We start from the raw sequence: 15,444 nt of genomic DNA on the forward strand, positions 1-15,444 counted from the left end.
CTATGAGCGACGTACCCAAGATCCAACTCCTTTCCCCGAAGCGCGGCATGCCGCCGAAGCACTTTGCGGACCTGACCAAAGAGGAACGCGTCGAGGCCCTCAAGGAGCTCGGGCTGCCGAAGTTCCGCGCGGACCAGATCGCGCGCCACTACTACGGCAAGTTTGAGGCGGACCCGCTGACCATGACGGACCTCCCCGAGGCCCAGCGCCAGCTGGTCAAGGACGCGCTGTTCCCAACCCTGCTCAACCCCGTGCGCACCGTGGAAACCGACGAGGGCGACACCACCAAGACCTTGTGGCGCCTGCACGACGGGATCCTGCTGGAGTCCGTGCTCATGCGCTACCCGGACCGCGCCACGCTGTGCATTTCCTCCCAGGCCGGCTGCGGCATGGCGTGTCCGTTCTGCGCCACCGGCCAGGGCGGTCTGGACCGCAACCTGTCCACCGCGGAGATTGTTGACCAGGTCCGCGCCGCCGCCGCGATGATGGCGGCGGAGGGCTCGCGCCTGTCCAACATCGTCTTCATGGGCATGGGCGAGCCGCTGGCCAACTACAACCGCCTGCTCTCCGCAGTCCGCCAGATCACCCAGCCCAGCCCGGATGGGTTTGGCATCTCGCAGCGCAACATCACCATCTCCACCGTCGGGCTCGCGCCGCAGATCCGTCGCCTCGCCGACGAGGGCCTCTCCGTCACTCTCGCCGTGTCGCTGCACACGCCTGACGACGAGCTGCGTGACACCCTCGTGCCCATCAACAATCGCTTCGCCGTCTCCGAGGTGCTTGACGCCGCGTCGTACTACGCGGATCAGACCGGTCGCCGCGTCTCCATCGAGTACGCGCTGATTCGGGACATCAACGACCAGGACTTCCGCGCGGACATGTTGGGCAAGAAGCTGCACAACGCGCTCGGGTCCCGCGTCCACGTGAACCTGATCCCGTTGAACCCGACGCCGGGTTCCAAGTGGGACGCGTCCCCGCGCGACCGGCAGGACGAGTTTGTCCGCCGAGTGATCGCCCAGGGCGTTACCTGTACCGTGCGCGACACGAAGGGCCAGGAGATCGCCGCAGCCTGCGGCCAGCTCGCTGCCGACGAGCAGGCTGGGTAGGCCGGGTCCGCACGTGTGCGGGCGGCGAATACGCTAGGAGGCTGACCGCCCGCAATCCGAGCATAAAAGGGGCCGATCCCGTCTCCCGGGATCGGCCCTTTGCCTTGTTGCGGCTACTGCGCGGCGTGCTTGCCGCGCGGGGTGACCTCGACAACCTCGACGTCGTGGTCCGCGCGGTTCACGTGGACGGCGCCGTCCTTGCGCACGGATGCGGAGCCGGCCGCGGTGGCGTGGCGGTCACCGGCGGCAACGGCCTGCTGCGGTACGCGCAGGTGCTGGATGCGGGCCGGGTCGATGTTCAGGGCGCGCAGCTGACGCTCGTCCAGGTTGGCGTACGCGCCGGACAGGGTCTTCTGGTCGTAGCACCAGTCCGGTTCGACGTGGCCCTGCGGCTTGTTGTGGGCGGTGACGGTGCGCTTCTGGTTCAGCTTCGGCTGCGTCGCGTGCAGGATCAGACCCAGGGCGATGAGGACGGCAATGGCGATGAGCCAGATGGTCTCAACGTGGCCCTTGTGGTTACCAAAGTTGTAGGCGATGAGCACCAGAACGGACACCCAACCGGCGGCCTGGATCGTGCCGCGGCTCTGCTCGCTCCAACCGAAGCGTGCAGACGGGACGTCTGCCTCGGAAACGCCGTTGTACACCTCAGGTGCCTTTTCGTTCGCGTGGGCCACTGCCATACTCCTTCAAGTCAGCGCTAAATGCTTCGGCCCGCGCCCTTCCGCAGTGCGCTTTGCGCAGCGCAAACGGAATCGCAGCCGGAGCAGGAAACAATTCTGTGGACTATATTGTCATACTTCCGTGGCAATCGGTGACTTTGTACCCCTAATAGGTGCAAACTTTCGTCCGATCTGCCCGCCGTCGGTCCACCCGTCGAGCGGCCGCACCGGGGCGTGCAACAATGGCGGGGTGAAACGAATTGTCATTCTCGGCTCAACCGGATCAATTGGCACCCAGGCGTGCGAGGTTATTCAGGACAACCGCGACGCCTTCCAGGTGGTCGGCATCGCCGCCGGCGGACGCGACCCGCAGGCGATCATCACGCAGGCGAAGGCGTTTGGGCTCCAGCCCGGCCAAGTCGCTGTCCAGCGCGAGGACGCCGCGGCGCAGGTCGGTCGGGCCCTCGGCGGCGCCGTGCTGACCGGTGAGGACGCGGCCCGGCAGCTCACCGAATCACAAGCCGCGGACGTGGTGCTCAACGCGCTTGTTGGGGCGGCGGGGTTGGCGTCGACAATCGCTGCCCTGCGCAGCGACGCCGTGCTGGCGTTGGCAAACAAGGAATCGCTCGTGGCCGGCGGCCAGGTCGTGCTGCGGGAGGCGAAGCCGGGCGCGCTGGTGCCGGTGGATTCGGAGCACTCCGCGATGGCGCAGGCACTGCGCGCGGGCCGCCGAGACGAGGTCGCCCGTTTCGTGCTCACAGCATCCGGCGGCCCGTTCCGCGGCCAGACTCGCGAGCAGATGTGGGGCGTCACGCCGGAACAGGCCGTCACCCACCCCACCTGGTCGATGGGCACGATGAACACGATCAATTCCGCAACCATGGTGAACAAAGGGCTCGAGCTCATCGAGGCGTCCCTGCTCTTTGACGTGGAGCCATCGCTTATCGACGTCACCGTCCACCCCCAATCCATCGTCCACTCCATGGTCACCTTCATCGACGGCGCGACGATCGCGCAAGCCTCGCCGCCGTCGATGAAGATGCCGATCGCGCACGCCCTCGCGTGGCCCGGCCGCGTCGCGGGCGCGCAGCCCTCGCTGGACTTCACAACCGCGTCGGAGTGGACCTTCGAGCCGCTGAACAACGAGGCGTTCCCGGCAGTGGAGCTTGCGCGCCAGGTGGCGAGCGCCGGCGACCCGTACCCGGCGATCTACAACGCCGCGAACGAGGTGGCCGTCGACGCGTTCTTTGATGGGAGGATCCGCTTCCCGCAGATCGTGGACACGATCGACGCCGTGCTTGACGCCGCGGGCAGCTATGCGCACACCCCGACGAGCGTCGAGGAGATCCTCGAGGTGGATGCGCAGGCTCGCCGGAGCGCGGCGGAAACCGCGGACGCGCTTGCGCGCAAACAGTAAGAGGGAACGCCCATGGGCATCATTGGTGTCGTCCTGTTTGCGCTCGGCATTGCTGTGTCGATTGCGCTTCATGAGGCGGGGCATATGGCGGTGGCCCGCGGCTTCGGAATGCGCGTGCGCCGCTACTTCATCGGTTTCGGGCCGACGGTGTGGTCGGTCACCCGCGGGCACACTGAGTACGGCGTAGCCGCCCTGCCGTTCGGCGGCTTTTGCGACATCGCCGGCATGACCGCGCAGGACGAGCTAGCCCCGGACGAGGCCCCGCTGGCCATGTACAAAAAGCCGTGGTGGCAGCGTGTGGCGGTGATGGCCGGCGGCATCGTAATGAACCTGTTCATCGGCGTCATCATCACCTACTTCGTGGCCGTTCTCGCCGCCATCCCGAACCCGTACGCGGATCGCACGCCCACGGTGGGTGAGCTGTCGTGCACCTCCGACCAGATCGACGCGGAGACACTCGCCCCGTGTGAGGGCGACGGCCCCGCCGCGCAAGCCGGCCTCCGCCCGGGGGACAAGCTGCTGGCTGTCAACGGCCAGGACATCGTCGCGTTTACGGAAGTGCGCGATTACGTCATGGAGCGACCCGGCGAAACGGTGGCGCTTGACGTCCTCCGCGACGGCACGGAGCTGACCGTCGACGTGCCCGTTGCGCGCGTGACGCGCATCGACCCCGCCAGTGGGCAGGAGTTTGACGCGGGCGCGATCGGTGTGACGAGTGCGCCGGTCGCGGACGCGATGCGCCAGTTCGGGCCGATTGAGGCGGTCCCGGCGACCGCGAAATTTACCGGTCAAATGTTGCACGCAACCGTCGATGGCATTCTCGCGTTCCCGAGCAAGATCCCGGGCGTCGTGGCATCCATCTTCGGCGCGGAGCGCGACGTCAACGGCCCAGTCAGCGTGATCGGCGCCTCCCGCGCTGGCGGTGAGCTGGTCCAGCAGGACCTGTGGTCCATGTTCTGGATGATGTTGGCCAGCATGAACTTCTTCCTCGCCCTGTTTAACCTCGTGCCGCTGCCTCCGCTGGACGGCGGGCACATCGCGGTGGTGCTGTATGAAAAGGTGCGCGACCTCGTCCGCAGGCTGCGCGGGCTCGGACCCGGCGGTCCGGCGGACTACGAGAAGCTGATGCCAGTGACGTACGCCATGGCTGCGGCGCTGCTTGTGGTGGGGCTCTTCGTCATGGCCGCGGACGTGGTGAACCCGATCCGCCTCGCTGGCTGAGCTTGCGTGCGGTGCTAGAGTTGGGCACTATGAATCTCCCCATCGGATTAGGTATTCCTGAAGGCCCGCCACCGACCCTGGCGGAGCGACGCAAGACCCGCCAGCTGATGGTGGGGAACGTGGGCGTGGGCTCCGAGCACCCGATCTCGGTGCAGTCCATGACCACGACGAAGACGCACGACATTAACGCGACGCTGCAGCAGATCGCGCAGCTGACCACCACCGGTTGTGACATCGTCCGCGTGGCGTGCCCGAAGACGGTGGACGCGGACGCGCTGCCGGCCATTGCGGCGAAGTCCCCGATCCCGGTGATCGCGGACATCCACTTCCAGCCCAAGTACATTTTCGCCGCCATTGATGCCGGTTGCGCTGCGGTCCGCGTGAACCCGGGCAACATCAAGGAGTTCGACGGCCGTGTGAAGGAGGTGGCGAAGGCGGCGGGCGAGGCCGGGATTCCGATCCGCATCGGTGTCAACGGCGGTTCGCTGGACAAGCGCCTGCTGGAGAAGTACGGCAAGGCCACCCCGGAGGCGCTCGTCGAGTCGGCGATTTACGAGGCCGGCCTGTTCGAGGAGTACGGCTTCGGCGACATCGCCATCTCTGTCAAGCACTCCGACCCGGTGCTGATGGTAGAGGCGTACCGTCAGCTGGCGGAGAAGACCGATTACCCGCTGCACCTCGGCGTGACCGAGGCAGGCCCGAAGTTCATGGGCACCATCAAGTCCTCCGTCGCGTTCGGCGCGCTGCTCTCGCAGGGCATCGGCGACACCATTCGTGTGTCCCTCTCCGCCGACCCGGTGGAGGAGATCAAGGTGGGCGACCAGATCCTGCAGTCGCTCAACCTGCGCCCCCGTAAGCTGGAGATCGTGTCCTGCCCGTCGTGCGGCCGCGCGCAGGTGGACGTGTACAAGCTTGCCGAGGAGGTCACCGCGGGTCTGGAGAACCTGGAGTACCCGCTGCGCGTCGCCGTGATGGGGTGCGTTGTCAACGGTCCGGGTGAGGCTCGCGACGCCGACCTGGGCGTCGCCTCCGGCAACGGCAAGGGCCAGATCTTTGTCAAGGGCGAGGTCGTGGAGACCGTCCCCGAGGCCGACATCGTGGAGACCCTGATCCGCCACGCGAACCGAATCGCGGAGGAAGAGGGCATGGAGAAGGGCGACGGCGGCGCCGAGGTCAAGGTCACTAACTAGACCGAAGCTTGCTGTGAGCGTGGCAGCGTCGGGCGAGTGCCCGGCGCTGCTATTTTTATCCCATGCAACGACTCCTCGCCCTGCTCACGGGCGCGGCTGTACTTACCACCGCGCTCGCCGCATGCACCCCGCGCCCCAACGATGCGCAACCCGTGGCGCAGGAGATGCTCGAAGCGATCGCGTCCCGCGAGGTGGGGGAGCTCGATGCGCTTGTCGACGACCCCTCGACCGCCGCCACCTCCATCAACGAGAATTGGGACGGCCTCCAGGCCGAGGCGCTCGACGCCCGGATAACCAGCGTGAGCCAGACAGAAAACCTCGCCACGGCCAACTACTCCATGAACTGGAAGCTGCCCCGCGGCCGCGAGCTCAACTACGACGGCCAGATGACGCTCACGCAGTCGGGTGAGAACTGGCAGGTGCGTTGGCAGCCGAGCGTCCTTCACCCGCGCCTTGGCGCCAACCAGCACCTGGAGCTGCGCTCGATCACGCCGAAGGAGGCGAGCGTCGTGTCTGCCGACGGCGTCGAGCTCCTGCGCCCCGGCGTTGCCTACCGCCTTTTGGTGGACAAGGACGCGATCGGCTCCGTGCCCGACACCGCGTTCAAGATCTCTCAGGCCCTCGCCGCGGGCCACGAGGCGGATCGCGCGGTGCCGCTTCGCGACGCCGGCGAGCTCACCAACGAACTCGAAGGCGCAGGTGGCGTCTACTCCGCCGCCATGATCCCCCAGGCCGCGAAGGGGGTCGTGGAGCACGAGCTCAACGGCATCCCTGGGGTGCGGCTGAACGAAGAGGCGTCGATGGTCAACGCCGACCCCGCGTTCGCCCCGGACATCATGGCGCGGGTCGGCCAGCTGGTCCGCGACGACCTTGAGGGCGACGCGGGTTGGAACGTGAGCGTGGTGAACGAGAACGGGGCGGCCTACGAGGAGCTGGAGCGCGAAGACGCCGCGCCTGCGCCCGCCGTGCACATCAGCCTGGACCACCGGGTGCAGCAGGCAGCCGAGTCTGCGCTGGAGCCGGTTGCGGGCCAGCAGGCGACGATCGTGGCTATCCGCCCGTCCACCGGCGGCATCCTGGCTGTGGCTCAGACCCCCGCTGCCGACGCGGACGGTAACGTCGCGACGATGGGGCAGTACCCGCCGGGTTCGACGTTCAAGATCATTACTGCGGCCGCGGGGATGGAGCGGCAGGGTCTGAATCCCGGTTCAACGGTTCCGTGCCCGGGCACGATGAACCTGTTCGGGAGGACCGTTACCAACTACGCCGGGTTCAGCCTGGGCAACGTCTCGTTGGAGTCCGCGTTCGCGCACTCCTGTAACACCTCGTTTGCCGATATTTCGACCCAGCTTGCCCCCGGAGAGCTGCAGGAGACGGGCAAGCAGTTCGGGCTCGGGCTGGACATGAACATTCCGGGGCTGGACACCATCACTGGGTCGATCCCCGAGGGCGAGGAGCCGTTGGACCGTACCGAGTCCGGCTACGGCCAGGGCTTGGATCTGGCGAGCCCCTTCGGCATGGCTCTGGTTGCGGCCACGGCTGCGCACGGGCAGATGCCGGTCCCGTTCCTCATCCAGGGGAAGGAAACGGAAGTGGACGGCCAGGTGGGCCCGATGGCTCCGGAAGTCGCCGCTCAGCTACAGCAGATGATGGCGGCCGTGACGGCCCCGGGCGGTACGGCGACGGGGATGACCGCCGGCGGGGATATACGCGGGAAGACCGGTGAGGCGGAGATTAACGGCGGCTCACACTCCTGGTTCGCCGGGTACAGGGCCGATGATGACATCGCCTTTGCCACCCTCATCGTGCTTGGCGGAGGCTCCGAAGCGGCGGTCGCGGTGACCGACCGGATGCTGCACAACCTCAACCCGTAACGCGGGTCGGCGCGAATCGGGGTTTGCGCACTTGGGGACTACCATGGGGCGCATGAGTGCAAGAGGAAAGTTGAAGCCAGGAAAGCAGACACCGATCCGCAAGGTGCCCAAGGACATCGAGCGTCCGGAGTACGCGTGGAAGGACGACGTTCAGGAGAACGTGGGCGAGCCGCTCGTGCAGACGGCTGAGACTGTGGAGCGTATGCGCGAGGCGTCGAAAATTGCGGCGAACGCGCTTGCTGTGGCTGGCGCGGCGGTGGAGCCTGGGGTGACTACCGATGAGATCGACCGGATTGCGCACGAGTTCATGTGTGACCACGGCGCGTACCCGTCGACGCTGGGGTACCGCGGGTTTACCAAGTCCTGCTGCGTGTCGCTGAATGAGATCGTGTGCCACGGGATTCCGGATACGACGGTGATTGAGGAAGGCGACATCGTTAACATCGATGTCACGGCGTACAAGAACGGAGTGCACGGGGATACGAATGCGACCTTCCTCGCTGGTGAGGTGTCGCAGGAACACCGGGACCTGGTCGAGCGTACGTACAAGGCGACGATGCGCGGCATCAAGGCGGCAAAGCCTGGCCGCGAGATCAACGTGATCGGCCGCGTGATCGAGTCCTACGCGCAGCGCTTCGGCTACAACGTGGTCACGGACTTTACCGGTCACGGTGTGGGCACTACCTTCCACAACGGTCTGGTTGTGCTGCACTACGACTCCGATACGTACCGTGATGTGCTGGAGCCGGGAATGACGCTCACCGTGGAGCCGATGATCAACCTCGGAGGGCTCGAATACGACATCTGGGACGACGGCTGGACGGTGCAGAACCGAGACGGGGAATTCACGGCGCAGTTCGAGCACACCCTGGTGATCACCGACGACGGCAACGAGATCCTCACCATCCCGGACGAGCAGTACGCCGCCGGTCAGCTCATGCTGGGGAGCTAGGTTGGTTCTTCTCCGTGGCCGCGTCTTGATCTTGACGGCGCGGCTTTGCACATGGCGCTAGCTCCATGTGGTCGGCGGGGAACACCACGACCTGGGGTTTCCTCCGCGGTAGTTCGTACTTGGAGCTAGCGCCATGCACGGGAGCGGACAAAACGTTCGTGTTCCAGGCAGCTGAGACAACCCCCCCAAAGCACACGAAAAAACCTCCCGCACCGAGACGGTGGGGAGGTAATTCTATGCTAGGACCCGAGGCCCTGAGCAGTGCTTCTTACAGCTTGATCAGGCCGTTGTAGGAAGCGAAGTTGAAGCCTGCGATGACCAGGCCAACGAGAGCGCCGATCGCGGAGACGATGGTGCCGTCGATCCAGATGCGAGCCCACTGCGGGAGAGCCTCGGCGTTCTTCTCCTTGCCGAATGCGTCAACGCCGTAGAACGGCTTATCCGCATCGTTGACGTAGTGGGAGGAACCCTTGCCGTTGAAGAGGCCCTCGGTGCCGTCGGAGATGGACTCGTTGAAGGACTTGTCGCCCTCGCGGCCGTCGAAGCCCTTGAATGCGACGGAGTTGTCCTTGTTCTCGGTCTCGGCCTTCGGGCGGACGGCCGGCTTTACGTAGGAAGCCTCGGTGGTCGCCGGGGTCTCCGTGGTCTCAGCGGAGGCGACAGCGACGCCACCGAAAGCGACGGTCAGTGCGGTTGCGGAAGCAACTGCTGCGGTGCGGAAGTTACGCATTGATGTTCCTTCTTTCGAGAAAGTCGTTAGTTGTTGTGTGCGGAATTCCGCGACTTACATGTTCGGGAGGCCGTGGACAACGAAGTTGTAGGCTGGGCCGACAACCAGGCCGACCAGTGCGGAGACAGCGGCGAAGATGGTCGTGGCGTAGAAAGCCTTTGCCCAACCCGGCTGCTCGCCGAAGCCGGTCTTGTCGGAGCCGAAGATGGCCTCGCCGTCGGCGCCAATAGCGTTGCCGTCCTTGTCGTAGGCGTCGAGGGAAGCGCCGATCTTGGTGGAAGCGGACGGCTTCTGGGCGTCTGCCGGGGTCTGGTTGTTGGTCTCCGGGGCGGCAGTCTCTTCAGCTGCGGCAATGGTGGTGGAGCCGAAAGCCAGGGCGACTGCGGTTGCGCCTGCGAGGGCTGCCTTACGGAAATTACGCATGAAACGAAATCCTTCTCTGATAGTACTTGCAAGACGTCCGGGGATTAACGGAGAAAATCCAGGGGCCAAAGCTCCTAGGACCGAATGACAAGCCCGATGGACTCGGATCCCGGTGTCGAAAAACCACACTAATGGATAGACGGCATGAATGCACAAGTGAACCGCGAAAAAATTTCAAGAAACGTGAAAATGGGGCCTCTCGTATCGTGGCTTTTGGGGTTCCTGTTACACAACCATTATCTGACGTGGGTTTTTGCTGCTCGATTCTATGTTTTCCTGGAAAAGTGTTACATCCCCCACAACGGGGGTGGACGAACGGTCTAAAATTAGTAAAAGTCCAGGTCGAGGCCCAAAAGCGCATTCTCCACCACTTCCGGCAACGCCGGGTGGATCCAGTACTGGCGGCGCGGAATTTCACGCAAGTCCAGGTCAAACGCCATGATGGTGACCAATTGCTGGATCAGGGTGGAGGCCTGCGGTCCGATGAGGTGAGCTCCCAGGAGTTTGCCAGACTGGCGGTCGGCGACGAGCTTCACCACACCGGTCGTGTCCTCGAGTGCCCAGCCGTAGGCCACATCGCCGTAATTCTGGACCTTGACGGTGACCTCGTGTCCGGCGTCGCGAGCTTCCCGCTCGGTCAGGCCCACCGACGCGATCTGCGGGTGCGTGAACACGGCGTAAGGTACGTGCTGGTGCGGCATCGGCACGAAGTCGTCGGAACCCTTCATCGCTGCAATGACGTTGTGGGTCACCGCGCGCTGCTCCGCGTTGGCCACGTGCTTGAGCTGGTACGGGGAAGAGGCATCGCCGAGAGCCCAGACGCCGTCGGCGGTGGTTCGGCCGTACTCGTCAACCGCGATGCGCCCGTCCTCGCGGACCTCGACGCCACCGGCGGCGGCGTCGAGTCGGTCACCGTTGGGCACACGCCCGGTGGCGATGAGGAGGGCCTCGGAGGTGATGGCGGTGGCGTCGTCAAGCGTGAGCTCCACCGAGTGCTCGTCGCCGCGTGCGGACGTGACGGTACGGCCGATGTGGGTGGTGAAGCGCTCGGTGGCAAGTGCGTTGAAGCGCTCGTGGATGTCGGCGTCGAGCGCGCGCATGAGCGGCGAGCGATTCACGATGGTCACCTCGCAGCCAAGCGCGTCAAAGATGTGCGCGAACTCCATGGCGATGAAGCCACCGCCCACGATCGTGAGCGACTTCGGCAGCTCCGGCAGGCGCATGATGTCCTCGTTCGTGTGGAACGGCACGCCCTCGGCCCACTCGGGGATGAACGGACGCGCGCCGACGGCCAGGATGATTGTGTCGGCGCTGATTCGCTTCTCTGCGCCCCCTTGCCCCGTCACCAACGTCTTCGGCCCCACGAACCGTGCGTGCATGTCGTACACGGTCACGTTCGGGCACTCGTCGCCGCGTCGGTATGCTTCGCCGCCGGCCGCGATCTGGTCCACGCGATCCCCGAAGACGCGCTGCTGGATGGCCTTCCAGTCGGCACCGCGATATTCCAGATCCACGTTGAGGCGATCGGCCTCGCGGGCCTGGAGTGCAGTATCGGCGGCAAGGACGAACATCTTCGTCGGAATGCAGCCGACGTTGAGGCAGGTGCCACCAAACGTGCCCTCTTCCACGATGGCGACTTTTTTGTCGTCGAAGTCCGGCGTGAGCACGCTGTTGCCGGAGCCGGCGCCGACGATGATGAGGTCATAGTGCTCGGTGTGCTCGGTGTGCTCGGTGTGCTGATCGGTCATGCGATGACTCCTCTATATATACGTCTATGTTGAGTTTGGGACAATTGGGATTTGAGAGGCGTTTTGGGGCGGCTTAGCGGTGCGGCAGCTCGTCCAACCAGGAGGTACACGCCTTGAACGCGGACTCGCGAGCGTATTTCCCGGACAGGAAGACGTCGTGACGCGCCCCGTCGATGGTGGCGATCACGCAGTCCTGAGCAAGGTGCGGCGCCCACGTGCGGATCTGGTCGACGTCCAGCACCGTATCGGCAGTGTCCGCGGCGGGGGAGTACTCCTTGCCCAGGTAGGAGTGGGAGGAAACAAGGGTGAGCAGCGGGACTCCGGTATCCACGTCGTCGGCGTGGATCCGCTCCTGGCCGTCCACAATCGCCTTGAGCCAGCCCGCGTACTTCGTGTGCCCGCCTAACGGCTTCCACTTCGTATTGAAGTCCCACTCGCCGTTGTGGTCCACGTGCAGCGACTCGCCGTAGGTGGAGAGGGACCCTCCCGGCAAAGGCACGCGCGGGAGCACGCCGCCGCCCACCTTGAGGACCGGCTTGACCGTCTTGACCAGCAGGGGAGAGAACTGCATGTCAATCCATGGGCTGTTGAGTATCAGGCCCGCCAGCCGCGCGTGGTCTGCGGGTCGCTCCCGGCGCAGCCAGTCCGCCCACAGCGAGGTGATCAGCCCGCCGGCGGAGTGTGCGAGGGGGACGACCTTCGCGCCCTGGCCGCGCTCGCCGACGATGACGTGCAGCGCGTCCGTGAGCTCGGGGAAGTAGTTGGCAAGGTCCTCGGTGTAGTGCCAGTACTCGCCGTTCTGCCGCGAGCGCCCGCACCTGCGCAGGTCGATGGCGTAAAAGGCGTACCCGGCGGCGGTGAATTCCTCGGCGACGTGAGTCTGGAAGAAGTAGTCGCTCATCCCGTGTACCCAGAGGATCGCGGGTTTTGTCGGATCAACCGCGTCCGCATTGAGGCTCGTTCGCACAATGGTGGCGCGCGTGCCCTTCCCGGTATCAGGGTCCTTGCCCTGCGGGAGGAACGCGGATTCAAATCCGTCACCGAGCACGTCGGGGTACCAGTCGGGGCTCATGCTTGTCGACGTCACGCCGTCCCAAGCGCCTGCGGGGGTGTTCTCCGGGGTCTTTGTCATGTCACTGATCCTAGCGAAGGGGGTGGGGTGCACGGTGGCGTCGAGAAGCGTGAAAGCCGTGCCACGCAGGCCAAACATCGTACCATTATCCGGGGGTATGGGTGGACAATGGCGGAGGCAACTGGCGTATTGTGGATGGGTGACGTGAAGGCGAGGTGCACTCGCAATGAATACACAGTGAATGAGGGAAATCACGATGTCTGATACAGCAGCCAACCGCTACGACGATGAGGTGGACGTCCTCCTCATCGGCACCGGTATCATGTCCGCGACACTCGGCGCTATGCTCCGCCAGCTCGAGCCAAACTGGACCCAGGTGATCTACGAGCGCCTCGAGGGGCCTGCGCAGGAGTCCTCCTACGCGCTGAACAACGCCGGCACCGGCCACTCCGCGCTGTGCGAGCTGAACTACACGCCGGAGAAGAACGGCCGCATCGACGTCTCCAAGGCGATGGCGATTAATGAGAAGTTCCAGGTCTCCCGCCAGTTCTGGTCCCACCAGATCGAGCACGGCGTGCTGGGCGATCCGAGCGAGTTCATCAACCCGGTCCCGCACGTCTCCTTCGCGCAGGGCGACGACCAGATTGACTACCTGCGTCGCCGCTACGACGCGCTATCTGCAAACCACATGTTCCCCAACATGCAGTTCACCGACGACCAGGACGTGTTCGCCGAGAAACTGCCGCTGATGGCCAAGGGCCGCGACTTTGATGCCGAGCCCGTCGCGATCTCCTGGACCGACGCGGGTACGGACATCAACTACGGCGCGCTGTGCAACCAGTTCTTCGACGCAGCCACCCAGGCGGGCACCGAAATCCGCTACGGTCACGAGGTGACCAACCTCAAGCGCGAGGGCAACTTCTGGAAGGTCACCGTGCGCAACGTGCACACGGGTGACAAGAAGGTCACCCGCGCGCGCTTCGTCTTCGTCGGCGCGGGCGGATACGCCCTGGACCTGCTGCGCAAGGCGGGCGTGCCCGAGGTCCGCGGCTACGCCGGCTTCCCCATCTCTGGCATGTGGCTGCGCACCACCAACCAGGAGCTCGTCGCCCAGCACAAGGCAAAGGTCTACGGCAAGGCGAAGGTCGGTGCCCCGCCGATGTCCGTGCCGCACCTGGACCTGCGCGTCATTGACGGCGAGGAGTCTCTGCTCTTCGGCCCGTACGGCGGCTGGACCCCGAAGTTCCTGAAGAAGGGCTCGTACCTGGACCTGTTCAAGTCCATCCGCCCGGACAACATCCCGTCCTACCTGGGCGTTGCGGCCACCAACTTCGGCCTGGTCAAGTACCTGGTGGAGGAGGTCTTCCGCGACTTCGACGGCAAGATGGACGTCCTGCACGAGTACTACCCGGAGGCCGACCCGAAGGACTGGGAGGTCGTCGTCGCGGGCCAGCGCGTGCAGGTGATCAAGCCCGCGCCGGCACCATCCTTCGGCTCCCTCGAGTTCGGCACGGCGCTGGTCAACGACCAGTCCGGCTCCATCGCCGGCATCCTCGGTGCGTCCCCGGGCGCATCCATCACCCCGTCCGCGATGCTCGAGCTGCTCGAGCGCTGCTTCGGTGAGCGGATGATCGAGTGGCGCGAGGAGCTCCACGAGATGTTCCCCACCTACGGCAAGTCCCTCAAGGACAACAAGGAGGCCTACGACAAGCAGTGGGCCTGGACCGAGAAGACGCTGAAGCTCGAGGACAAGAAGTAGTCACCCCACCGGCGTGACCCGGCCGGGGCCGTTTACGTACCGCAGAAGGTACGGAACGGCCCCGGCTTTTCCGGTTGGGCCATCCACTCCTCGCCGGCATCAGGGTTGTAAGGGTCTGTCACTGCGGCAAGCAAGGCGAGGTAGGCGCCGAAGTCGCCGTCGCGCTCCGCGGCGTTGATTGCGTCCTGGAGCATGTGGTTGCGCGGGATATAGATAGGCCCAGGGTAGGGGGAGCCATCGGGGGCGTCGCCATACTCAAACGCGCTGGGCCCGCCGAAGACCATCCCGATTTTTCGGTTAAAGGTGGTGATGTCTTCGGCCAGCGCCAGCTCGTCTGCTACATCACCCACGTAGGTATTCCATGCTGCGTCCCAACGAGTCTGCATCGTGGACAGGAGCTCCTGTGCGCGCTCCTGGCCGAGCTCTGGTAGCAGCGTTTCCGCCAGGCGGACCATGTTCCAGGCCAGGATGCTGGGTTGGTTGCCAAATGCGTAGCGCCGCTGCGCATCGATAGAGGAGAAGGTTGCTGCGCCGTCGAAGCGCTGCGTAAACGCGCACGGCCCGTAGTCGATGGTTTCGCCGGAGAGCGCGACGTTGTCCGTATTCATGACGCCGTGGACAAAGCCGACGGACATCCAACGGCTGACCAGGTCCACCTGCTTATGGATGACCGTGTCCAGTAAGCGTTCGGGGCCATCGAACCCGGCAGCAGCGATGACATCCGCGACGAGGTCGCGCGACTTCTGCGCCGCGTACTGCAGCGACCCGACACGCAGGTGCGAGGACGCGGTGCGCACCACAATGCCCGCGGGTACCTGGCCTTGTTGGCGTACGACTTTCTCTCCGGTGCGGATCACTGCGAGCGCGCGTGTGGTTTTTATGCCGATGGCGTGCATGAATTCGCTGACGAGGTACTCACGGAGCATGGGGCCGATGGCGCCGAGCCCGTCGGAGCCCGGGCGGGAGAACGGGGTGAGCCCGGAGCCCTTGAGCTGTATCTCGCGGCCGTTAATGTCGCCGAGGAGCATCGCGCGACCGTCGCCAAGCACTGGCACGAACTGGCCGAACTGATGGCCCGAGTATGCGGTGGCGTGTCCGCCCGCGGAGCCTGCGAGCCACGCGACGCCGTCGTCACTGCGCAGCCACTCGGGGTCGAGGCCGAGCTGGCGCGCGTGAGGTTCGTTGAGCACAATGAGTTCCGCGTCCGGAAAGTGGGTCCCTGGGACGGGCACTGCCATGTCCGGCAGCGCGTCGGCGAATGTGTGGGCAAGCGTGGGCTGTTCCATGGCCCCA

Annotated in this window: 13 protein-coding genes; 7 read left to right on the forward strand and 6 right to left on the reverse strand. The window is 65.1% G+C overall.

The annotated features are described in order from the left end of the window. Nucleotides 1-2 precede the first annotated feature (2 nt). A complete protein-coding gene (rlmN, locus tag OVO38_RS05255; RefSeq protein ID WP_095277440.1) occupies nt 3-1,106 on the forward strand; it encodes a 23S rRNA (adenine(2503)-C(2))-methyltransferase RlmN in 1,104 nt (367 codons plus the stop codon). 113 nt (nt 1,107-1,219) lie between these two features. Here rlmN and OVO38_RS05260 read toward each other — a convergent pair whose 3' ends face one another. Beyond that, nucleotides 1,220-1,786 carry a DUF2631 domain-containing protein gene (locus OVO38_RS05260; protein WP_267207926.1) on the reverse strand — a complete coding sequence of 189 codons (567 nt, stop codon included), beginning with the start codon at nt 1,784-1,786 and terminating at the stop codon, nt 1,220-1,222. A gap of 229 nt (nt 1,787-2,015) precedes the next feature. Between OVO38_RS05260 and dxr the strand changes: the two genes are divergently transcribed. From dxr to map, 5 genes are all read left to right on the forward strand, one after another. Further along, nucleotides 2,016-3,182 carry a 1-deoxy-D-xylulose-5-phosphate reductoisomerase gene (gene dxr / locus OVO38_RS05265; protein WP_267207927.1) on the forward strand — a complete coding sequence of 389 codons (1,167 nt, stop codon included), beginning with the start codon at nt 2,016-2,018 and terminating at the stop codon, nt 3,180-3,182. Between the two features lie 12 nt (nt 3,183-3,194). Beyond that, a complete protein-coding gene (locus OVO38_RS05270) occupies nt 3,195-4,403 on the forward strand; it encodes a M50 family metallopeptidase (protein ID WP_267207928.1) in 1,209 nt (402 codons plus the stop codon). A gap of 29 nt (nt 4,404-4,432) precedes the next feature. Next, nucleotides 4,433-5,593 carry a flavodoxin-dependent (E)-4-hydroxy-3-methylbut-2-enyl-diphosphate synthase gene (ispG, locus tag OVO38_RS05275; protein WP_095277430.1) on the forward strand — a complete coding sequence of 387 codons (1,161 nt, stop codon included), beginning with the start codon at nt 4,433-4,435 and terminating at the stop codon, nt 5,591-5,593. Nucleotides 5,594-5,655: 62 nt separating this feature from the next. Then, a complete protein-coding gene (locus OVO38_RS05280) occupies nt 5,656-7,467 on the forward strand; it encodes a penicillin-binding transpeptidase domain-containing protein (RefSeq protein WP_267207929.1) in 1,812 nt (603 codons plus the stop codon). A 52-nt stretch (nt 7,468-7,519) separates the two neighbouring features. Then, the gene (gene map / locus OVO38_RS05285) at nt 7,520-8,419 is read left to right on the forward strand and encodes a type I methionyl aminopeptidase (RefSeq protein WP_095536754.1); all 900 of its coding nucleotides are present in this window, start codon (nt 7,520-7,522) and stop codon (nt 8,417-8,419) included. 268 nt (nt 8,420-8,687) lie between these two features. On the opposite strand, the gene OVO38_RS05290 is transcribed toward map, so the two are convergent. The 4 genes from OVO38_RS05290 to OVO38_RS05305 form a co-directional block, all read right to left on the reverse strand. Further along, nucleotides 8,688-9,149 carry a hypothetical protein gene (locus tag OVO38_RS05290; RefSeq protein ID WP_095553980.1) on the reverse strand — a complete coding sequence of 154 codons (462 nt, stop codon included), beginning with the start codon at nt 9,147-9,149 and terminating at the stop codon, nt 8,688-8,690. 54 nt (nt 9,150-9,203) lie between these two features. Next, nucleotides 9,204-9,572, reverse strand: a complete 369-nt coding sequence (locus OVO38_RS05295) for a hypothetical protein (protein ID WP_095553981.1) — start codon at nt 9,570-9,572, stop codon at nt 9,204-9,206. Nucleotides 9,573-9,898: 326 nt separating this feature from the next. Further along, a complete protein-coding gene (gene mtr, locus OVO38_RS05300) occupies nt 9,899-11,320 on the reverse strand; it encodes a mycothione reductase (protein WP_267207930.1) in 1,422 nt (473 codons plus the stop codon). A gap of 73 nt (nt 11,321-11,393) precedes the next feature. Continuing rightward, nucleotides 11,394-12,452: an alpha/beta hydrolase gene (locus OVO38_RS05305; protein ID WP_240510470.1), complete on the reverse strand. Its 1,059-nt coding sequence runs from the start codon at nt 12,450-12,452 to the stop codon at nt 11,394-11,396. A 196-nt stretch (nt 12,453-12,648) separates the two neighbouring features. Here OVO38_RS05305 and mqo point away from each other — a divergent pair, with 196 nt between their 5' ends. After that, entirely contained in the window at nt 12,649-14,151 is a 1,503-nt protein-coding gene (gene mqo, locus OVO38_RS05310) for a malate dehydrogenase (quinone) (protein ID WP_095547180.1), read from the forward strand. A gap of 32 nt (nt 14,152-14,183) precedes the next feature. Here mqo and OVO38_RS05315 read toward each other — a convergent pair whose 3' ends face one another. Then, nucleotides 14,184-15,437 (reverse strand): protein adenylyltransferase SelO family protein, encoded by a 1,254-nt coding sequence (locus OVO38_RS05315; protein WP_095547179.1) that lies wholly within the window; start codon nt 15,435-15,437, stop codon nt 14,184-14,186. Nucleotides 15,438-15,444 lie beyond the last annotated feature (7 nt).

It is taken from the genome of Corynebacterium sp. Marseille-P8863 (genome assembly GCF_946902955.1).
Lineage (GTDB): Bacteria > Actinomycetota > Actinomycetes > Mycobacteriales > Mycobacteriaceae > Corynebacterium > Corynebacterium gottingense.